Source organism: Methanothrix sp., from assembly GCF_016706325.1.
Taxonomy (GTDB): domain Archaea; phylum Halobacteriota; class Methanosarcinia; order Methanotrichales; family Methanotrichaceae; genus Methanothrix.
In genome coordinates, this window is the sequence record NZ_JADJJX010000001.1 from 83,085 (window position 1) to 104,008 (window position 20,924).

The 20,924-nt window shown below is 51.8% G+C and carries 15 protein-coding genes and 2 pseudogenes; 11 read left to right on the top strand and 6 right to left on the bottom strand.

The window, feature by feature from the left end:
* Positions 1–14 precede the first annotated feature (14 nt).
* Positions 15–1,109 (top strand): radical SAM/SPASM domain-containing protein, encoded by a 1,095-nt coding sequence (locus tag IPI63_RS00410; RefSeq protein ID WP_292476012.1) that lies wholly within the window; start codon positions 15–17, stop codon positions 1,107–1,109.
* 54 nt (positions 1,110–1,163) lie between these two features.
* Here IPI63_RS00410 and IPI63_RS00415 read toward each other — a convergent pair whose 3' ends face one another.
* Positions 1,164–1,499 carry a hypothetical protein gene (locus tag IPI63_RS00415; protein WP_292476013.1) on the bottom strand — a complete coding sequence of 112 codons (336 nt, stop codon included), beginning with the start codon at positions 1,497–1,499 and terminating at the stop codon, positions 1,164–1,166.
* Between the two features lie 621 nt (positions 1,500–2,120).
* Here IPI63_RS00415 and IPI63_RS12810 point away from each other — a divergent pair.
* The 5 genes and pseudogenes from IPI63_RS12810 to IPI63_RS00440 form a co-directional block, all read left to right on the top strand.
* Positions 2,121–2,297, top strand: a pseudogene (locus tag IPI63_RS12810) (iron chelate uptake ABC transporter family permease subunit); the annotation flags it as partial.
* The gene (locus IPI63_RS00425) at positions 2,291–3,073 is read left to right on the top strand and encodes an ABC transporter ATP-binding protein (protein WP_292476016.1); all 783 of its coding nucleotides are present in this window, start codon (positions 2,291–2,293) and stop codon (positions 3,071–3,073) included. The pseudogene IPI63_RS12810 and the gene IPI63_RS00425, both read left to right, overlap by 7 nt.
* An 8-nt stretch (positions 3,074–3,081) precedes the next feature.
* Complete coding sequence (locus IPI63_RS00430) at positions 3,082–5,106, top strand: putative cobaltochelatase (RefSeq protein ID WP_214080463.1); 2,025 nt, start codon at positions 3,082–3,084, stop codon at positions 5,104–5,106.
* Positions 5,107–5,128: 22 nt separating this feature from the next.
* A complete protein-coding gene (locus tag IPI63_RS00435; protein ID WP_292476017.1) occupies positions 5,129–5,980 on the top strand; it encodes an ABC transporter ATP-binding protein in 852 nt (283 codons plus the stop codon).
* 1 nt (position 5,981) lies between these two features.
* Positions 5,982–6,716 (top strand): ABC transporter permease, encoded by a 735-nt coding sequence (locus IPI63_RS00440; protein WP_214066147.1) that lies wholly within the window; start codon positions 5,982–5,984, stop codon positions 6,714–6,716.
* A gap of 149 nt (positions 6,717–6,865) precedes the next feature.
* On the opposite strand, the gene IPI63_RS00445 is transcribed toward IPI63_RS00440, so the two are convergent.
* The 5 genes and pseudogenes from IPI63_RS00445 to IPI63_RS00465 all read right to left on the bottom strand — a co-directional run bounded on the left by IPI63_RS00445 (position 6,866) and on the right by IPI63_RS00465 (position 9,680).
* Positions 6,866–7,102, bottom strand: coding sequence for a hypothetical protein (locus IPI63_RS00445; protein WP_292476019.1), 237 nt, complete (start codon positions 7,100–7,102; stop codon positions 6,866–6,868).
* Between the two features lie 79 nt (positions 7,103–7,181).
* Positions 7,182–7,798, bottom strand: a pseudogene (istB, locus tag IPI63_RS12815) (IS21-like element helper ATPase IstB).
* A 293-nt stretch (positions 7,799–8,091) separates the two neighbouring features.
* The gene (locus tag IPI63_RS00455) at positions 8,092–8,553 is read right to left on the bottom strand and encodes a hypothetical protein (RefSeq protein ID WP_292476022.1); all 462 of its coding nucleotides are present in this window, start codon (positions 8,551–8,553) and stop codon (positions 8,092–8,094) included.
* 93 nt (positions 8,554–8,646) lie between these two features.
* Positions 8,647–9,120: a hypothetical protein gene (locus tag IPI63_RS00460; protein WP_292476024.1), complete on the bottom strand. Its 474-nt coding sequence runs from the start codon at positions 9,118–9,120 to the stop codon at positions 8,647–8,649.
* A gap of 302 nt (positions 9,121–9,422) precedes the next feature.
* A complete protein-coding gene (locus IPI63_RS00465; protein ID WP_292476025.1) occupies positions 9,423–9,680 on the bottom strand; it encodes a hypothetical protein in 258 nt (85 codons plus the stop codon).
* An 83-nt stretch (positions 9,681–9,763) separates the two neighbouring features.
* Here IPI63_RS00465 and IPI63_RS00470 point away from each other — a divergent pair, with 83 nt between their 5' ends.
* The 5 genes from IPI63_RS00470 (at position 9,764) to IPI63_RS00490 (ending at position 20,921) form a co-directional block, all read left to right on the top strand.
* Positions 9,764–9,952 (top strand): hypothetical protein, encoded by a 189-nt coding sequence (locus tag IPI63_RS00470; protein WP_214066146.1) that lies wholly within the window; start codon positions 9,764–9,766, stop codon positions 9,950–9,952.
* Positions 9,953–10,130: 178 nt separating this feature from the next.
* Positions 10,131–10,583, top strand: coding sequence for a hypothetical protein (locus tag IPI63_RS00475; RefSeq protein ID WP_214066145.1), 453 nt, complete (start codon positions 10,131–10,133; stop codon positions 10,581–10,583).
* Positions 10,580–17,185, top strand: coding sequence for a prenyltransferase/squalene oxidase repeat-containing protein (locus IPI63_RS00480; RefSeq protein WP_292476027.1), 6,606 nt, complete (start codon positions 10,580–10,582; stop codon positions 17,183–17,185). Before IPI63_RS00475 ends, IPI63_RS00480 begins: the two co-directional genes overlap by 4 nt.
* Before the next feature lie 50 nt (positions 17,186–17,235).
* Positions 17,236–18,504 carry a PQQ-binding-like beta-propeller repeat protein gene (locus IPI63_RS00485; RefSeq protein ID WP_292476028.1) on the top strand — a complete coding sequence of 423 codons (1,269 nt, stop codon included), beginning with the start codon at positions 17,236–17,238 and terminating at the stop codon, positions 18,502–18,504.
* 104 nt (positions 18,505–18,608) lie between these two features.
* Positions 18,609–20,921, top strand: a complete 2,313-nt coding sequence (locus tag IPI63_RS00490; protein WP_292476030.1) for a PQQ-binding-like beta-propeller repeat protein — start codon at positions 18,609–18,611, stop codon at positions 20,919–20,921.
* Positions 20,922–20,924: the final 3 nt, after the last annotated feature.

Consider the following 20,924-nt stretch of genomic DNA (forward strand, 5'->3'; position numbering starts at 1 on the left):
CTAAAACTGGTAAAATGCCCAAGGAAAGCCCCGGCCTTCTGGCTTTATCCGTAACAAGTGACTGCAACCTTCGCTGCCGCTACTGCTATGCCCGCGGCGGCGAGTCGAGCGCCTCGATGGGCTGGGTCACTGCCAGGCGGGCCATCGACGTGATGGCGGAATGCTTCGATGGCTTTAAGATCCAGTTCACAGGCGGCGAGCCGCTTCTCAATCTTGATCTCATAGAGAATGCTATGGATTATCTCAGTGAGCTGGGCCTGCACGTTCCCTGCCAGGTTCAGACCAACGCTACCCTCATCACTTCCGATGTTGCCGGAAGGCTGAATGATCTTAAAATCGGAATAGGCGTGAGCCTGGATGGCCCTCCATCAGTGAACGATCGTATCCGGCCTTTTTCCAGCGGACGTGGCGGCTCTACCAAATCTGCACTGAATGGAATTATGGCCCTTAGAAGAGCAGGAATTCGGGTCGGCGCGACCTGTGTTCTCTCCAGGGCCAATGTTGGGGCTCTTGCGGGGCTCGTGGAGCTGTGCAGCTACCTTGGCAACATTGAGGGAATCGCAATCGACTTCCTGAGACAAGCGGGCCGGGGCGATAACTCGATGCAGCCCGATGCCGCCGTTGCTTCCAGAGGCATTGAGGCAGCCATAGAGCGTGCAGAAGGCCTGGCCCAAATGGGCGGAAGCCTGGTGCGATTCAGGGAACTGGAGAGAATGCGCAATACTATAGAAGAAGGAAGAGAGAGGCTTCATCACTGCTACTTTGATGCGTGCCGGTCCGTTGTTGTAATGCCCGGCGGCGAGGCCTTTGTCTGTCCCTCCATGCTCCGTCCGGAGCTTCGACTGGGCAATATCGAGGAGCCGGATTTCCCAAAGGGGCTGATCGAGCGAATGGTTCGGGCACGAAGAACTGTGCAGGACCCTCAGAAATGCCGGACCTGCCGGGATCGCTGGCTTTGCGGCGGGCCTTGCCTGGCCCATTGTGCTCCTGAATCGAACTTGGCCATCGAATGCGCTGTCAAGATGGTATTTATGAGGTACGCCAGATCATCCTCGAAGATCCCTCCCACCACCATCAGCTTGCCAAAGACCCAGAGCAGTACTGAGTAGCTGCAGTCATACTCCTTATCGAGCACCACTGGCGAAGGGCCTCTTCCTCTCTCCCTATTTTTCCAGCAATCTCTCAAGCGCTGTCTCTTCCAGCTTAAGCGAGGCCAACCTACACTCGACCTCAGCGATCTCTTTCTTGATCTTTCGGAGTTCGGTCATGTTCTTGGCCTTGTTCAGGTACTCTTTCCCTAGCTCTTCGCCGATGCACTCCTCGAGCTGGCGTCTCAAGACCTTGATATAAGGATTTCCATAGATGCTTTCCTCGCAGAACTCAAGCTTTCCTGCGTTGATTCCCCTGATTATGAACTCCCGGTCCACGCCATATTCCTTCTTTGCCGTCACGTCGCTGAGGCTCGCGCCCTCTCGGTTCCATTCACCGTATTCCGCCATTTCACCCTCTGCTCTTTATTGTGATCAGTGCCTCAGCCTCGTTCGCCTCGCGATTCCGGCGATCAGGACATCGAAGGGGTTTATGCATGCACAGGTATTTGGATCTGCCGTCAGTAGCGTTCTTCAGCAGCTGCATCCTGTTCAACGTAACCAGCAGCGATGCGCCCAAATCATTAATAATTCGCCGTAAAACCTTGCTGTCAACGACTAGATCAACCTGACTATCGTTGTACATAAGCAGTTGTGGTATCGAGTCGGTCAGGTTTTTCGAAATTTCCCGAAACGCTTAAATACAATTTAATTTGAATTAATTTCAATTCAATTTACTAAGGGAAGAATGGATGATAGAGAACAAATCCTGGGTTTTGATTTGCTTGGGCATCGTTCTGGAGGCCTATGTCTCTATCAAAGACTGAGGTGATGGGCGAATACCAGAGCTATATGGGCAAGAGGGCGCTCTTCTTCCTGATCCTCGTGCTGGGGACCGCATTGCTGGCGAGCATGGCCGTCACCCTCGGTTCTGCAGATCTCAGCATAAAAGAGGTCTATGTTGCCATCATGGCCAGATTTCTTCCCGACTGCTTTGAATCAACGTCATATGCAAATACCATCGTCTGGGGCCACCGGTTTCTTCTGCCGGGCTCGGCCCTGGTGGGTGCTCTGCTTCTTTTGGGTTCAGACACCCTTGCCAGGACGATCCTCGCACCGGTAATACTTCCTGTGGGCATAATGACATCATTTTTGGGAGTCCCGTTCTTCATTTATCTCTTCATGAAAAGGAGGAAGGTGTTTTGGTAAATATCACTATAAAGAGCCTGACATTCGGCTACAATGGCTCCATGATCCTGGACGGCCTCAATCTGGTGGTCGAGGATTCAGAAGTGCTGGGGCTGGTCGGCCCAAACGGCTCGGGCAAGACAACCCTGATCAAGTGCATAGATAAAATACTCAAGCCTAAAGGAAGCATTCTGATAGACGGCAAAGATATCGATACTGTGAGCAGAACTGAGCTTGCCAAACGCCTGGGGTATGTTCCTCAGTCCAGCTCGACTCCTCTGGCCACTACCGTTTTTGATACAGTTCTCATGGGCAGGAGGCCGCATATAAGCTGGCGCGTATCAGACTCCGATCTCGATAAGGTAGCAGATATCCTGGGGCTTTTGCATCTGGAAAATCTGGCCATGAGGGACTTCTCCCAGCTATCCGGGGGTCAGAAGCAGAAGGTCTTGATAGCCAGGGCCCTGGCCCAGGAACCGGAGGTGCTGCTGCTGGATGAGCCCACCTCAAGTCTGGACATGAAACACCAACTGGAGGTTATGGAGACGATAGCATCCCTGGTCAAAGAGAAGAAGATCTCTGCGATCATGGCATTGCACGATCTGAATCTGGCTTCGACCTTCGCGGACAAGCTGGCGATCCTCAAGGACGGAAGGATCTATGCCGCAGGTGAACCTGCCTATCTTTTGAACGCAGCGAACATTCGGGAGGTATATGGAGTCGAGGCCATCGTAATGAACAACCTTAACCGGCCGTACATAATTCCTTTGAAGTCTCTCAGCGAAGGCGTAGCTTAGGGGGAAAAATGCATCACATCAAGAGAAGGACAATTCCTTTTACATCTATCGTGGGCCAGGACGACATGAAGTTTGCATTAGTTCTAAATGCAATAAATCCACGCATAGGCGGAGTGCTGATAAGAGGAGATAAAGGCACCGCCAAATCAACCGCAGTGCGTGCCCTGGCCGACCTTCTGGAAGATATTTTAGTTGTGGAGAACTGCCCCTTCAACTGTAACCCCAGAAATCCAGAGGAGATGTGTGATCTGTGCTTTGATAAGAGCCTGAAAGGCCAGGTAAAGGAGGTATTACGCAAGACTCCGGTGATCGACCTTCCCCTGGGGGCAACTGAGGATCGGGTTTTGGGATCATTGAACATTGAGAGGGCAATCAAGGAGGGAATACGGGCCCTGGAGCCGGGCATCCTGGCTGCTGCCAACAGAGGGGTACTGTACATAGACGAGGTTAACCTCCTGGACGACCATGTGGCAGATGTGCTGCTGGACTCAGCCGCCATGGGGGTGAACATCGTGGAACGGGAAGGGGTGTCAGTTGCTCATCCATCCAGGTTTATCCTGGTAGGAACCATGAACCCCGAGGAGGGAGAGCTAAGACCGCAACTGCTGGACCGATTCGGGCTACAGGTAGATGTCGTCGGCATTGAAGATGTAGATCAAAGAGTGCTGATCGTAAAGACTGCCGAGAGGTTTGATGCCGATCCGGAGGGCTTTGCTAAGGAGCAGCAGATCCATCAGGATGAGCTGAAGGTCAAGATCTCTGCTGCCAAGGAAATCCTCAGCCAGGTGACTATGAGCGATGATCTTCTGAGAACTATAGCCTCTACCTGCATCGATCTGGGGGTAAAGACGCACAGGGCAGAGATAGTGATCTCCAGAACGGCAAAGACCATAGCTGCCTTTGAAGGAAGAATGGAGGTAAACCAGGAGGACGCAAAGAAGGCCATGGAGCTGGCGCTTGCTCACAGGATGAGGAGCCGGCCCTTTGAGCCACCGACTCTTAACAAAGATAAGCTAGAAAAGTCCATGGAAAAGCAGCAGCAGCAACAAAAGCAAGAGCAACAGCCCAAGAATCCTCCCCCGCAGAAAAGACAGGAACAGTCTCAGAAGCCCGATGATCAGCAGGACCAAAATCAGTCTCAAGCTGCATCACCGCAAGAGCAGATCTTCAAGATCGGAGCGTCGATAGATGTGCGGCAGATCAATATGCCTCGAAAGAGGGATAAAATCCCCCGCAGAAAGACCAGCGGAAGAAGGATAAACACCCTTGCACTGCAGAACTCCGGAAGATATCTGCGCCAAAGGATGCCTAAAGAGGGAAAGGACATTGCCATTGATGCCACCATTCGTGCTGCAGCTCCATATCAAAAGGCCAGATCAGGACCCTATGCCATTAAGATCAAAAGCGAGGACATCAGGGAGAAGGAGAGGGTGAGGAAGACCTCAGCAGTGCTTCTTTTTGTGGTGGATGCCAGCGGCTCAATGGGAGCCATGATGAGGATGGAGAGTGCCAAGGGAGCAGTCCTCTCCTTGCTCTTGGACTCATATCAGAAGAGGGACAGAGTTGGAATGGTGGCCTTTAGGGGAAAGGAGGCAGAACTGATACTTCCTCCCTGCTCCAGCGTGGATCTGGCTTTAAGCAGGCTAAAGGAGCTCCCCACAGGCGGCAAGACGCCGCTTTCTGCAGGGCTTTCTCGCGGATTGCAGATTTTGCAGGGCGAGATGAAAAAGGATGCAGAGACAAAGCCCATGATGGTCCTCGTATCCGATGGCAGGGCCAATGTGGGAATGAGCGGAAAGATCAAAGATGAGCTAATGGAGATCTCGGAAAGGACAAAGCAGCTCGGAATTCACACCATTGTCATAGATACCGAGGTGGTGGATTCATCCTTCATGGACATGAGGCTCGGCTACTGCCGGGAGATCGCAGAGATGACCGGCGGGAAATATTATCCGATATCAGATCTGAGTTCTGAGTCGCTTTACAGCATAGTGGATGGTGAGCACAGGCTGCTCTTGGAGGCCAACGCCTGATCTTTTGGGCACTGTGATCAAGATGATAGAAATATCGAATCTAGCCAAGGAATACTCCGGAAAAAGGGTAGTCGATATCCAAAGCCTTCAGGTCGATCGGGGAGAGCTTTTCGGATTCCTGGGGCCGAATGGTGCCGGAAAAACCACCACCATCCGAATCCTCACTACGCTCACCAAACCCACCTCCGGGAAGGCGCTCATCAACGGCTTTGATGTAGTCAAGGATTCCTTTAAGGTGAAGTCGGAGTTCGGCATAGTTCAACAGCATCTGAGCTTGAACAAAGACCTGACAATCGCTGAGAACCTGGAGCTTCATGCAAGGCTTCATCATCTGTCCAAAATAGAGAGAACGAAAAGGATAGCTGAACTGCTCGATTATGTGGAGCTGTCCGAGCACGCAGACTATCTCATAGATGATGTCTCGGGTGGCATGAAGAGGAGAGCCATGATTGCCAGGGCTCTGATTCACAGGCCGAAGCTGCTATTTCTGGATGAGCCGACTGTGGGCCTGGACGCTCAGACCCGCCGGAGGGTCTGGGATCTCATTCGCAAGATGAACTCAGACGGCACCACAGTCTTCCTCACTACACATTATATTGAGGAGGCTGAGGCCTTATGCGAAAGGGTGGGCATCCTTCATAAAGGAAAAATGATCGCCATTGGTTCTCCCTTAAGTCTTCGCCAGAAGCTGGGAATGATCGCAGTCGAGATGCAAACTAACGGAAACGGCACCCAGTATAGATATTTCCCCGATAGGTCGTTCGCTGCCCAGTTCATTCAGGGACTGCCGGGGAGCAATAAATTAGCTATGCGTGAGTCGAATCTGGAGGATGTCTTTGTTGAACTGACCGGTCAGAAGGTCTTGGAGAGTTAATATGGATTCTTGTAATATACTCTGGGCGGACCTAGTAACCCTGAAGCGGCGCTGGTCCAGATACCTGATCACCACTCTTATCAGCCCCCTGCTCTATCTGGTGGCATTTGGCTGGGGGCTTGGACGGGGCATAAATCTCAATGGAACAAGCTATCTAGAGTTCGTGATACCGGGCATCATCGCCCTCACCGCCATGACCACCAGCTTCAACGGCGCAAGCACAAGGCTAAATGTCGATCGTCTCTACTACAAAAGCTTTGATGAGTGCCTCATGGCCCCGATTGGGCTATCCTCCATACTCATCGGAAAGGCGATGATCGGGGTAGTGAGAGGCTTATTGAGCTCCTTTGCATTCCTCGCCGTAGCCATGCTCATCGCACCATCCATTCACATCGGTCCGCTTTTCCTGGTAGGCCTTCTTTTGACCTGCTTTACATTCGCCTTTCTGGGAGTTCTGGCCGCTCTGCTGGCAAGGTCTCATGAGGACATGGGCACCTTCGCAAGCTTGATCTTGATTCCCATGACCTTTCTGGGCGGAACCTTCTTCTCTCTCTCCCAGGTTCCAGCCGGGCTGAAGTATGCCCTCTATGCTCTGCCGCTTACCCACTCCAGCCTATTCCTGCGAGCTGCCGCCCTGGATCAGCCCCTGCCTTGGGTATCTTTGCTCATACTCCTGATCTTCTTTGCAGCGTTTCTGGCAGGAGGGATGAGGACCCTGAGCAAGATCAGCATCTGAAATTTATGCCAATGACCACAAGCTTTAACCTTAACTCCGACTATGCGGGGAATATGTTTAGCCCAAGTTTAGCTTCAATCTCTAATTTTCTTAGGAACTTCCATTATTTTTCCACGTTCTCCAAAATCAATATGATATACTTTGCTGAACTAAAAGAGTAAGTCACCAGGTGTCATTTTTTTATTTGCTCCAGCCTTTTTCAAGAGCAATTCGAGTGTGCAGTAGGCATAAAGAGATAAAAATGCTATAAACACATGTCCAAAGACGCTTTCATCATCATGCAAATATAGCCTATCAGCTGATAACGTTGATTTATAGATGTCAAACATCTTCTCAACACTTTCTCTTCTCTTAAATAGTTCGTAGGCTTGTATCCGCCGGTCCAAATTTGACCCCCCGCGCCGATCCGATTTTGACCCCCTTAGACGACTAACCTAACTCATAGAGTATAAAGTTCACGTCTCGCTACTTTCTGCGGAAACTCTCTCCGTTCATGTTCAGTATCAGCGCGTGGTGGGTAATCCTATCCAGAATTGCTGCGGTTAGAGTCCTGTCATGGAATACCTTCACCCAATCTGAAAATCCCAGGTTCGAGGTAATGATAGTACTCATAGTCTCATATCGTGCTGCAAGCAACTGAAATAGCAATTCAGCAGCAGCGAGATCAAATGTTACGTACCCAAGCTCATCAATTATGAGGAGATCAACCTTTTTAAACTGTTTGATATAAATTGAGAGCCTGTTATCTTTCTCGCTTCGATCATCTCATTGACCAATGCTGCTGCGGAGCGAAATACAACTCGATAGTTCTCCTCGCATGCTCTGATCCCTACCGCAATAGCCATATGAGTCTTGCCGGTTCCTGAATTTCCGATGAGAATAACATTCCTCCTTTCTTTAAGAAACGCAAGCGCTTTTAGTTCAGGAATAGCCTCTCGCCCATCTTGCGGCAAATCATCCATCAATAGATCCCTCGAACCTCTTTTTGTCGGAAAGCCGGCTTGCCGAAGCGCTCTCATCTGGCGGTTCAGATGTCTCTTGTCGAGTTCGGACTGCAATGCTGAAGTCAGAAACCGCAGCATATCCTCATTATCAGGCTGATAGTCCAGGACGTAGTTGTAGACTCCGCTCAGTCGCAACTGTTTACATAGATCTGCAAGATTCGGTTCCACAGTCTATCCCTCCATAAACTGATCGAATATGGTGAGATCCGGCTCCAGGACCTCGAAACCACCCTCGATGTCAAAGGGCTCAACCATCAGAGCATTGGTTTGATGAAGCAAAAACCGAATGCTATCGCTGGTCGGATGGATGTTCTGTTCTTTTAGGATCGCAAGAGCGGTTGAAAATTTTTCAGGGGAGGTCTTTTATCAGGTCAAGAATAGGCAGAAATTTTTGGATCATTCGCATAATAGCGATTGAAAGCATCCCGAATCAGTTCATCTGCCTGAGCTAAAACTCTGGAATTTGGGAGCGCACCCGGTTTGCGATGAAAAGTCTTGATGTAATGAGCGATATCAAGCGAATACTTCTGATTCCCAGCCAATCGACGATGAACTGCAATGATATCGTTTCCATCAAGGAACTCGATCCTATCCACCAACATCTTCAGTGTAATATATCGAGGACGGTATGTATCCGGAATTAAGTAGAAGTTCCCGTCAAATTTTACCAATGAATACCGCGAAATAGTTGCACGTTTCAGTTCGCAGTTTTCAAATTCGAGTGTTGGCAATGGATGCATCAAGGCTCGCTCTTGATCAAGGCCCTGACCGGCACATCGGATCGACGATAGACAGGATGGCCGTTTATCTCGCCAAGGCGCATTTTTAGCCATTCAGCAGCCTCATTTATGGATGCAAATGAACTCCTTTCGCTGAAAGTGGCACGCCGGACATAGCCTACACTTTCTTCGTCTGTCCCTTTCTCGTTAGGTGAAGCTGGATTGCAGACACAGGGCTGAAAACCGAAATGCATAGAGAATTCCAAGAAATTTATCATTGAACTGCTGCTTTCGAGAATCGTATACAGCAGCCATTCTGTCATAGAATATCGCCTCGGGAACTGAGCCGATCTCGCGGAAGAATTCGATGTGGGCCTGGATCACTTCCAGACGGGTTGATCTGTTATAGAGGCGAGCAAATCGATAGAGCGAGAAGGGCAAGACGAAGACCGCAAGGTAGAATTTCTGCCATACTCCGGCGATATTGAGTGTGACTTCGCCCCAATCGAATTCTGCACGCTGACCAATGCGCGGCTCCTGCAAGATAAACACCTCTCGGGGTGCATTAGTGCGTTTCCAGCGGACAACTTCGTCCTTGACCGTGGTATAACCTATTTTATGACCATCCTGGACGAGAAGCTCCCAGATTCTTTTTGCCGTGAGTCGTTGTTTTTGGGGCATCCCATGTTTGACTCAAGATATTGATGTATCTTCTGACGGACAAGATCAGTGAGAACGCGAGAGGGTTGAACGATCTTTCGGTTTTGGGAATGATCTCCTCCGCCAATCCTTCTTGCACATCTTTGACCTGATGAAGATACTTTTTCACAGTGTTCCGGGATATGTTCAGTTCGCGGGCTACTTTTTGTAGGACTTATGGAGTTCGTACAGGTCTACGATTCTACGTACATCTGCCATCGTTTTCACCTTACCGCCCACCTCTCAGAGTACTTGGAGAGGGAAGGCTTTCCTTTTGGGGGGGGTCAAAAACGAACTGGCGTTTCCTTAAATAGGGGGGTCAAAATTGAGTCGGCGAATACATAGGCTTCTTGCTCTTTCATCTTTCGGTTAGATAAAATGAGAATGTGCCCTGATTTTTTCATCTCCTCGTGAAGTTCCACCTTCGTGATTTTGCCTGCATCCAGTTTATCATAGAGGGCATCGCGCTCTTCAAGCATTAGGACTTGATCCTCGAAGAGATAGAGGTTAGTTCCCAGCTTCTTGCATCCGCATCTTATCAATCGCTTATGATAGCGAAAATGTTCATTAAGATGAATGCGTTCCTCATAGTAGCAGCGGCTATTTCTTCTTGCAGGAATTAAGCATGATATCTCCAATTTATCAAGGAATTTTAATATCTCTTCTGAGAAGAATCCTCTATCAATACAGGGAGATCCAGGGCGGAGTCAGCTTCGCTGCCGCCCTCCGCCTTGGGCTTGAATGGACGCACGGAATAGCAGACCAGACCCACTATTTCATTACACTTTACTTAGCGAAATTTGATTTTGCTTAAGGCTTTTGGTCCTGGGAAGATCATGTGTTGTCCCGACGGGACTACACACGGAGTGAGATTAACCGAAACAATTATATTTGGCCTATTTCGAGTAATCTTGTCAAATTTAGATGGCTTTATACAAGTGTTATGGATTAGCCTTGAATTCACCGCTTAGCTTTATGGAGGGTAAGGCTGCATGGAATCGATGCCTGTAGAATGGAGTAACCTGACGAACTGGAATGTATGGGGAGCATGCGGGCCTGACACCGGCCCCGGTACAATAAGTTCCTCAGCCTCATATAACGCAGTTATCGCGGCTACAGGTGCTTATTCTTCGCGAACAGGACTAGCTATAAATATTATAGGATTGGCTGAGAGAATAAGACCTTTGGCCATCAGTTTGTGCGATATTTTGCTTGTTATATTATTTCCGATGACAGTAAAGCTCGTGCAGGCAAACGGGGATATCCGGGTCCAGGGCGCAGCTCCAGCTGTCGATTACATCCTCAGTGAAGCCGGCGATATGGTCTTTAGGGACTGCAAGAGCGGGGTCCTCTTGGGAGATCCTGGCACCGAGCTCTCCACCCGTGAGCACGGTTCCGGCTTATACATGCGAGAAAAACAGGTTATGGAGACGAATAATCGATGAGACCGTTCCTGGTACTTGTCACGCGGACCCTATCTCTGATCTTTTTGCTCACAGCTTCCAGCGCTGTTGGGGCCGATTTCCCGCTGTACGATGACGACCCCCGGATCAGATCCTCTGTGAATTACCTGCTCTCCTGCCAGAATCCAGACGGTGGGTTCGGCGAGATTCCGGGAAATTCTAGCGCCCTTCTCGTAACCGCTGATGTTGCCATGGCGCTGGCCCAGACCAGCGATATCAACCTGGCCATCAGGGATGGCAAGACAATTCTCGACTATCTCATCGATAAGAGACCCCCTGCCAGCAACGTCAGTACAGGCGACCTGGGCCGGTACTTGATGGGCGTTGTCGCCGCGGGCGGCAATCCTCACGATTTCGCAGAATCGGGCTATGTTGATATACTCAAGTATCGCTCAAGACAGTTGACCGAGATCGATCCATCAGAAGAAGCATACGCCCTACTCGGATTGATTGCAGTCAGAGAGCTCGAATCGATTGAGGCCAGAACCTATGTCAGGGATCTTAAGAGCAGACAGTTTGACTCGGGCGGATGGGGTAAAAACTCTTCCCTACCTGATACTGATACCACAGGGCTTGTGCTCTGCGCTCTGATCGGTTCAGGCGAGGATGTAAACGCTACGTGGATGAAAAAGGCCCTGACATGGCTTGGATCGGTCCAGAAAGACGACGGCGGTTTCTCAGGTTGCTTATCATCTCCGGACGGGTCCTGCTCTCCCTCGACCGGGCTTGCTGTCATGGCCATACTTGCTATGGGTCAGAGGCCGGTCGAAGAGCCTTGGCGAATCGGTGATGCAAATCCGGTAAATTTCCTGCTTAGCTGCCAGCAGCCGAACGGCTCGATCTGGCTCAAACCTGATGCTCCTGGCCCTCTCATATCCGGGTACACCGCCTTTGGCCTAATTTCTCTGACCGGGGGATGGCTACCTACAGCGAGATTAGCTCCCCCAAGTCCAGTGATCAGCGTCCACAAGACTGCAAACGTTTCGCTGGCCTTGCCCGGCGATACTATCCTTTATACCATCCGGGTGAACAATACTGGCAATAGAACTCTCAGCGATGTCGTTGCTGATGATAACCTCACAAAGCACCAGGAGTACATCGGGTTCCTTGACCCGGGCAAGAACCACACTTTCACTACAGAATACACAGTCAAAAGGGTTGATATCGGCAAGCCCATAGTTAACAATGTCACTGCCAGAGGCACCTACGATGGCGTAGTTTACCAGGGATTCGACACCGAATCTGTAGACACTGTATATAATCCCAATATTGCAGTCAACAAAACGGCAAACGTCACTGAGGTCGACAAGGCTGGAAGTATTATCCTTTATACCATCTGGGTGAACAACACCGGCAATACAATCCTCAGAGATATCGTTGCCGATGACAGCCTCACCAAACTTAAGGAGGACATTGGATCCCTGGATCCAGGAAAGAATCATTCTTTCACCACCACCTACACCGTCAAAGCGGCAGATCTTGGCAAACCTATTATCAACAAAGTCACCGCCAGCGGCAAAGATCCGGAAGGCAAATCTCATGAGAACTCCAGTACAGTGACCGTAGAGACAGAATCGCCAGATATCGTGTTGATGCAGCTGATGGTCTTCAACGATGGCGCCCTAGTCTTCAACAAGACAGTAGACGTGGTCGGCGTGAACCCCACCAGTTGGGATGCCATTCAGCAGAGTGGCGCAAGCTACGAGTATACCGACTGGGGTGGAGGCCTTGGCATATTCATCGATCGGCTGGCTGGCGTTGGAGAGCCCGGCTGGGGGCCATCCTTTTGGATCGATGGCAAGTCCTCGGAATGGGGCGCCAGCAACTGGCACATCCACGAGGGGGAGATCGACCAGTGGATCGGTCCCAACTCGGACAGCTACTCGGCGAAGATCCTGCGGGTGGACGATGCTACGCCTGCATCTGTCGCCAAGGGCGAGTCCTTCAGAGTCAAGATCACAGAAGAGACCGTATATTGGGGAATCCCTGCCGGCACGCCGTCGCGGGGGGCGACGGTTACCGTAGGCTTTGATAAATATATCACAAATTCTGAGGGCTTGACCCCCGAGATCACCCTTAACAGGGACGCATATTACGGCATCTACGCAGTTAAGCCCAAACATCTGGCCACCTATTGGCTCGGGCACATCAGTCCAATAGACGGCATCTCGACTATAAAATGTGGTGCCGGAGGTCCCCTGATCTCTGACCTGACGGGAGAAAAACCACCTACAAATCCCAACATCGAGGTGAAAAAGACAGCTAACCTGACCGAGGCCAGCACAGGCGATGTCATCGGCTACACCATCTGGGTAAACAACACTGGCGATACGTCTCTCAGCGATGTGGTGGCAAGAGATGACCTAACAGGTAAGGAAATGAAATGGGCTGCATTAAAAGCAGGTGAGAAAAAATCCTTCATCACCGAGTATACCGTCAAAACAGCAGATCTGGGGAAACCTGTAGTCAACAGAGTCACCGTCCGCGGCAAGGATCCCGAAGGCAAATCTCATGAGAACTCCAGTACAGTGACCGTAGAGACAGAATCGCCAGATATCGTGTTGATGCAGCTGATGGTCTTCAACGATGGCGCCCTAGTCTTCAACAAGACAGTAGACGTGGTCGGCGTGAACCCCACCAGTTGGGACGCCATTCAGCAGAGTGGCGCAAGCTACGAGTATACCGACTGGGGTGGAGGCCTTGGCATATTCATCGATCGGCTGGCTGGCGTTGGAGAGCCCGGCTGGGGGCCATCCTTTTGGATCGATGGCAAGTTCTCGGAATGGGGCGCCAGCAACTGGCACATCCACGAGGGGGAGATCGACCAGTGGATCGGTCCCAACTCGGACAGCTACTCGGCGAAGATCCAGGGTGGACGATGCTACGCCTGCATCTGTCGCCAAGGGCGAGTCCTTCAGAGTCAAGATCACAGAAGAGACCGTATATTGGGAATCCTCAGCGGCACGCCGTCGCGGGGGGCGACGGTTACCGTAGGCTTTGATAAATATATCACAAATTCTGAGGGCTTGACCCCCGAGATCACCCTTAACAGGGACGCATATTACGGCATCTACGCAGTAAAGCCCAAACATCTGGCCACCTATTGGCTCGGGCACATCAGTCCAATAGACGGCATCTCGACTATAAAATGTGGTGCCGGAGGTCCCCTGATCTCTGACCTGACGGGAGAAAAACCACCTACAAATCCCAACATCGAGGTGAAAAAGACAGCTAACCTGACCGAGGCCAGCACAGGCGATGTCATCGGCTACACCATCTGGGTAAACAACACTGGCGATACGTCTCTCAGCGATGTGGTGGCAAGAGATGACCTAACAGGTAAGGAAATGAAATGGGCTGCATTAAAAGCAGGTGAGAAAAAATCCTTCATCACCGAGTATACCGTCAAAACAGCAGATCTGGGGAAACCTGTAGTCAACAGAGTCACCGTCCGCGGTAAGGATCCCGAGGGCAAGTCTCACGAGAACTCCAGCACCGCATTGGTGAAGACCCCAAGCATACCGGTTACAATCCATAAGAGCGCATCTCCTAAAGGAGGGCTTCCTCTAACCGAGATCAGCTTCTTTATTGCAGTCACTAACACGGGGGATGACGACCTCCACGCTGTCTCCGTGGTCGACCATCTACCACCGGGGCTGGTTTACGCCTCTGACAATCGCTCAGGATTGCTATCAGGCAACGAGATCACCTGGGAGATTGGAGACCTTGGCAGAGGCGAGTCGGATTTCATAGAGCTGGCGGCAGAGATTGAGGAGGGAGCCTTCGGCATTCTGACCAACGAGGTCAACGTGGCTGCGATCGATGAGACCGGGAAGGAAGTTACACATAGTTCTTCTGAAGATGTAATTGCACTCGAGACCGAGACCCTGGACTTTGGTGATGCGCCGGAGAGTTACTCCACCCTCCTGGCGGGCAATGGCGCGCGTCACGTCATTATTCCCAACTTCTGCCTAGGTTACATCATCGATGGCGAGCCCGAGGCCTGGGCCTCTTCGGATGCATTAGGCGACAACATACATGATCTGAACGACGAGGATGGCGTGTCCATCACAGATTTGCTTTTGATCCCCGGTGCAACTTCAACCATCGATGTCTATGCCTCGGACGACGGTGGCTACCTGAACGCCTGGATCGATTTTGGAGCCGACGGCAGTTGGGCCGAGGGCCTCGACCAGATTTTCGTCGACAGGCCATTGAATAAGGGCTCTAACAGCCTTACCTTCTTTATCCCCCCAGAGGCAAAAGAGGATAGCGAGACCTTCGCCAGGTTCAGGTTCAGCACCGAGAAAGGTCTGTCATTTGCCGGTCTCGCCCTTGACGGCGAGGTGGAGGACTACAGATTGAATATCGGAAAGAATCCCCGGGTCGTGGTATCCAAGACAGCAGACAAGACTGAGGTCAAACGGGGCGACGACATCAACTACACTATCCGGATTGATAACACTTTAGGCATGCCTTTGCACAATGTCGTCGTCAGGGACGTCTTCAACAAATCGGTCGAGTTCGTCTCGGCATCGCCCGCGCCCGACTCTGACGGCATTTGGAGGTTCCCAGAGGTCGGTGTCGGCGGCATGACCATAAATCTTACTGTAAAGGTCCCCAAGGTTCGAGATATGGCGTTCAATATGGATCAAGAGGTCACAGGAGTGGGCTTTATGAATATCGCCAACGACTATGACACCTCTCTTGAGTCCTATGCCATAGAAAACTGCGTCTATGTCACCTCAGATGAAACCGGCGATATGGTCTTCAGAGACTGCGAGAGCGTGGCCATCTCGGGCGATCCTGGCACCAAGCTCTCCACCCGTGAGCACGGGTCCGGCTCATACCAGGGCGAGGAACGGCTTAGGGTGAGGACAGAGAACAGGTCAATCTCAATGGATAAGAATATGTCCGCCGCCTACAGCCCCACCGCCTTCGCCCTCTATAACAACCGTACCATCGATTACTCATCTAAGTGGATGGAAGGCGCCTGGGCCAAGAACTGGGCTACGGGCAGCTCCATGAGTGAATACTACCGGTATGCTACATCTATCGACCGCGAATCACGCTTTGATATCGATAAGAACGGCACGTCTATGGAGTTCGATACCTCGTTCGAGGGCCAGGGCCATATGGGCACAATCCTGACCTCAGGCCAACATGCTACGCCTTCGGTCGAGTTCAGAGAGGACTACTCGGGCAGCTTCAATATATATCAGCGCACTGACGAGTACGGCTCGGGCACGATCTCCGAAAAAACCACCCAAGGAACCGGCTTTGTCTCCGTAGACAAGCGGATTAAGGAGAGCCAGAGATCCTACGAGTACGGCACAGGCAATTACAGCTCCGAGGAGATTATCGCCAGCTCCTCCAACTATATTGCCAAAAACATCAGCGTCGAACACCGGCCTTCGAGCTTCAAGGTCGGCGGCGAGCCTTACTCCAACCAGTCCTTGAAATGGAACGAGGGGATCTCCTCCAAGACACCAGACACCAGCTTCATAGGCGAAGAGTACACCGGAATAGATCACATGGAAAAGGAGACGGTCGCCAGAGGCTTAAACGAGATGGAGACCGAGGCAGAGTTCTCAGGGCAAGCCCGATACAGAACTGTCCTGGAGGATGATATCGATCTAGTTGCCCTACGGGGTGCTATCGATATCGATCAGGTGTACATTGGAGAATACTCTCTCAGGCGTCATATTCTCATCGAGGGCGTGAGTAGGGTCGATCATCCTCACCTGGCTGTGAATAAGTCCGGTGAGCTTTACTATGGAGATGAGTCGGTCCTTGCCAGGTACAGAATTACCCTGGAAAACGATGGCAATCAATCTCTGGATTCCATCTACATCGAGGACTTTTTCCCACCCCATGCAGTGTACATCAACTCCACTGCCCGCCCCTCAGAGCTGACGGCCAGCAGCGCCAACTGGACACTTACTCACCTCTCGATAGGAGACCGAGCTGTCATCGATCTCTGGCTGGATGTGACCAACTATGCGGGCGATGAGCTGGTCAATCGTGTGGCGGCGAGTGGTGCCTACAACGAGACCTGGGTCACAGCCTTCAACTTCACCGTTCTGGATGTCGATTGGCTGGCCTACAACCTGCAGAGGACCCTCGCCGTGTCCAAGAGCGCAGAGCTATCCCAAGACCAGCCCGATGTAGTCAGATACAGCCTGACCATTCAGAACCTGAAAGGGAGCGACAGGGTGCTTCGCATAACCGACCCGCTGCCCCAGGGGATGGAGTTTCTGGAGGCGTCGGTCCCACCCTCCTCAGACGAGCATGGTGTCTTGACCTGGAACCAGATCGAGCTTGGTCCCTTTCAGACAAAGACCATATTCTACGATGCTAAGGCCCTGTGGCCAGGAACCTTTGTGACCTGGGCCGAGGTCGATGTTGGAGCGGTGAACGGTACCAGCGTGCCGACTCAGTATGCAATGGCCATCATCGATGTAGGCGTCTCAGATGGAGAGAGATCTGCAGAAGTTTGGCAGCCGCCTGACTGGGGATTCAACCTGACCTGCTATGATTGCGATCTGGAAGCGACCAAACCGATCTGCGGGGAGAAAGAATGAGCCTGGCCGGAGTTCAAGCGTTACCCGCAAAGAATTCATGGTGGTTATTAGTGAAGTCAACATGCATAAGACACCCAATCTGGACCTTTGCCGCTCTCCTGCTGTTTGTGGTATCGTTCAGTGCAGCAGAGGATTGGCCTCAGTTTCAGCGAGATGCGACCAAATCCGGCCTTACCGGCGACAATGTGCCCATCAAACCCGCCGTCATCTGGTCAGCAGATCTTCAGAGCGTGGACTTGCAGCCGATCATATGTCTGGGCACAGTATACGTCCTGGCGGGAAATGGCACCCTCTGGGCCTTGGATGAGGTGACTGGCGGGGTAATCTGGAAATCTCAGATGGATGGAAGGGCCTTTCAGAGCTCAACCCCTGCCTGCGATGGGGAGAGGATATACGCGGCCAGCGATACCGGCGATCTGGCCGCCTTTGACGCCCGGACGGGCGAGATGATCTGGACCGACCATCTCACCGATAAGAGATTTGAGTGTCCTGTGACCTACGCTGACGGGAGGATCTTTCTTGGCGAAAGCATAGCTTATGGCAAGGGGTTGAAGCGGTACTTCTCCTTTGATCGGGATGGGAACGAATACTGGAATGCTACCGCAGAGACGAGCGGCTATCTCTGGAACGGTGCTAGCGTGGCTGGCGATTTTGTGATTTGGGGTGACAACGACGGCATGCTGGTGAGCGTTAACCTGACGGATGGTACCATCGTTGATGAGCTGGACCTCAGAGACGAATCAAGGATCAGCTTTGCCAAAGAGGATGCAGGCCGCATCCGGTCGTCGGTCTCATATAAGGACGGATACGTCTACACATCATCCGAGTTCTCTCTAAATATCGGTTACGCCTGGAAGATTGGCTTTGACCAGACGACGGGACTCTTCGAGGACGATGGCTGGGGCACCGCGGTGGGATTCAGCACCTCCACTCCAGTCGTCTATAATGGCAGGGCCTATCTGGGAGTGGGAGAGCACGGACAGTTAGGCGAGCTGGTCTGTTTGGATGACTCCTCCGGCGAATTGATCTGGTCGTATCCGCTGGACGGCGGGGTCAAGGCTTCTCCTGCCGTATCTGTGAATGATGACGAAGTCCGCATATGCTTCGTCACGGCCAAGGTTGACACCTCAGCATACTGCATCGAGGACACGGGAAGAGAGGGAGAATTGCTCTGGTCCTTCAACCCGCCCGATAAAGGATATGCCGTTGGAAGCGTCGCCATCTCGGGTGGGTCAGTCTATTTCGGGACAGATAGTGGTACCCTCTATTGTCTCTCCGATGAGGCAGGAGAAGAAGGTGGTTTTGAAAATAAAACTTAAGGCTGAATTTTAATAATTCTTAAAAAGCTTCATAATCATTTATGATTAATAGGTGATGTACTATGCAAAGAGGATATATCTCAGCTGTTTTGTTCTTATCTTTATTGATTGTTTTATATGCGGTCAGTGCTGAGGACTGGCCGCTATTCAAGAAGGACATTTCCAACTCCGGCATCAGCTCTGACCAGATCCCTGATGATCCCATCATACTCTGGTCAGCTGACATTCAGAGGATGGAGACCACACCTACAGTCTCCTCAAGTATGGTCTATGCCCTGGCTGGAAACGGCTCTGTATCGGCATTCGATAAGGAGACGGGTGATCTGAAGTGGCGGTCTCATCTAGATGGCTGGGTCTACCAGATGTCTCCGCTGGCCAGCAGCGGCGACAAAATCTTTGCGGCCACGGATTCGGGACAGCTTGCAGCCATCGATTCCCTGAACGGACGGGTGCTGTGGAAACAGAATCTGACGGATAATAGGTTTGAGTCTCCTCTGAACTACATTGATGGTCGGCTGTACCTGGGTGAGGGGGGAGCATATGGACAAGGCAAAAAGAGGTTCTTCTGCCTTTTCGAGAACGGCACCGAGTGCTGGAATATCACCAGAGAGACAAAGGGCTACCAGTGGTGCGGAGCCGCCGTGGCTGGCAACTACCTGGTATTCGGCCGGAACGAAGGCATCATTCTGAGCGTGAACCGTTCCAGCGGCGAGGTGGCCGATGAACTCAATCTGAACGACAGCACGAGGCTCAGCTTCTCCCGTGATACTCCGGGGAGAGTCCGGGCATCCGCCACCTTCCATGACGGCTACATCTATACCACTTCAGAGCTCTCAGCCCAGGAGGGATCAGCATGGAAGATCGGGCTCAACCCGGATACCGGCAGGTTCGAGGATCGAGGATGGAGCTCTCCCGCAGGCTTTAGCACATCTACGCCCTCTGTCTACAATGGCCGGGTCTATCTGGGGGTGGGCGAGCACGGACATCCCGGGGCTCTTGTCTGCCTGAACGGCTCCAGCGGTGAGATGATCTGGTCATATCCTGTTGAGGCTGGGGTGAAATCCTCTCCTTCAATATCGATAGCATCAGAGCTACCGAGGATTCTCTTTACCACCGCTCAGGTCAACGGCTCAATATACTGTCTGGAGGATTCCGGGGCCGCCCCGAAGCTGCTCTGGATGCTCAATCCGCCTGACAGCGGCTACCTCCTTGCAGGCCTGGCTATATCTGATGGAAGGTTATATTTCGGAACAGAAGGCGATCAGCATTATGGAAAGCTCTACTGCCTGGGCGAGGCGAGAAGAGAGGAGGGATGGCCACAGTTTCACTTCAATCCCCAGCATGTAGGGTGGAGTTCATCCAGTGCCCCCAGGTCCAACCAAACTGCCTGGATCAGCGATGATATCGGTGCTCAGGCCGGATCGTCGGTCTCAGTGGCCGAGGGCAAAGCATTCGTAAATTGTATAACCAATATAACCTGTCTCGACCAGAAATCGGGAGAGGTTCTCTGGATCACTCCGTTCAATGACTCTGGAGACTTCGCCTTTGGTTTCACTCCCGTTTACAGTCAGGGAAGGGTCTTCTTCACCTCTGACAAGACCTACTGCCTGAACGCCTCGGACGGGAGCGAGGTCTGGAGCTTTGCCCAGCCCACTTTAAAGTACGCTATAGATGGTAGCCCCACAATTGTAGATGGCAGGGTGGTTGTCAGTGATTGGGACGGCCACCACTACTACTGCCTTGATGAGGAGACTGGAGAGGAGCTCTGGAACTTCGCCGTGGTGGGCAATGCCCAGTCAACGCCGGCCATCGACCAGGGAAAGGTGGTCTTCGGAGGCTGGGATTGGGGCATGGGTGGGAATATCTACTGTCTCGATCTGGAGGATGGCCATGAGATCTGGAACCTCACCGCTGAGAACTCTCCCTGCGGCTCAGCTACCATAAACAACAGCACAGTCTACATGGCCACATATAACTTTGAGGAGGATGGAGATCTACTGGCCTTATCTTTAGAGGACGGCTCAGTCTTATGGAAGGTTAAGACATCGCCCACCGACTCAACGCCGGCCATCTTTGGGGATAGGATCTACCTCTGCTCAGGGTGCGAGGGCTTCCATCGGCTTATCACCAGCTGCTTTAATGCCACAAATGGAGAGCTAATCTGGGAGACACCGGTCGGCGAGAACATAGGGGACTGGAGATGTTCCCCGGTCTACGCCGACGGCCTGCTGTTTGCCGGAAGGCCTGAGTTCATAGATTATGCCGGAACCTTCGCTCTCAATGCAACAACGGGAGATGTGGTCTGGAGCTATCCAGAAGGAGGTTCATCGCCATCTTTGGCCGACGGCATGCTTTTTACCATTGGTGGGGGGCGAGTCTACGCCTTTTCGGATGATCCTTCTTTAGAGAAGCTTTAAGTA

What these genes read in the sequence shown, in the direction of transcription:
- IPI63_RS00410 (WP_292476012.1), top strand. Translation starts at nt 15, where the DNA reads ATGCCCAAGGAAAGCCCCGGCCTTCTGGCTTTATCCGTAACAAGTGAC.
- IPI63_RS00415 (WP_292476013.1), bottom strand. Translation starts at nt 1,499, where the DNA reads ATGGCGGAATACGGTGAATGGAACCGAGAGGGCGCGAGCCTCAGCGAC.
- IPI63_RS00430 (WP_214080463.1), top strand. Translation starts at nt 3,082, where the DNA reads ATGCATCACATCAAGAGAAGGACAATTCCTTTTACATCTATCGTGGGC.
- IPI63_RS00435 (WP_292476017.1), top strand. Translation starts at nt 5,129, where the DNA reads ATGATAGAAATATCGAATCTAGCCAAGGAATACTCCGGAAAAAGGGTA.
- IPI63_RS00440 (WP_214066147.1), top strand. Translation starts at nt 5,982, where the DNA reads ATGGATTCTTGTAATATACTCTGGGCGGACCTAGTAACCCTGAAGCGG.
- IPI63_RS00455 (WP_292476022.1), bottom strand. Translation starts at nt 8,553, where the DNA reads ATGGCTAAAAATGCGCCTTGGCGAGATAAACGGCCATCCTGTCTATCG.
- IPI63_RS00460 (WP_292476024.1), bottom strand. Translation starts at nt 9,120, where the DNA reads ATGCCCCAAAAACAACGACTCACGGCAAAAAGAATCTGGGAGCTTCTC.
- IPI63_RS00470 (WP_214066146.1), top strand. Translation starts at nt 9,764, where the DNA reads ATGATATCTCCAATTTATCAAGGAATTTTAATATCTCTTCTGAGAAGA.
- IPI63_RS00475 (WP_214066145.1), top strand. Translation starts at nt 10,131, where the DNA reads ATGGAATCGATGCCTGTAGAATGGAGTAACCTGACGAACTGGAATGTA.
- IPI63_RS00480 (WP_292476027.1), top strand. Translation starts at nt 10,580, where the DNA reads ATGAGACCGTTCCTGGTACTTGTCACGCGGACCCTATCTCTGATCTTT.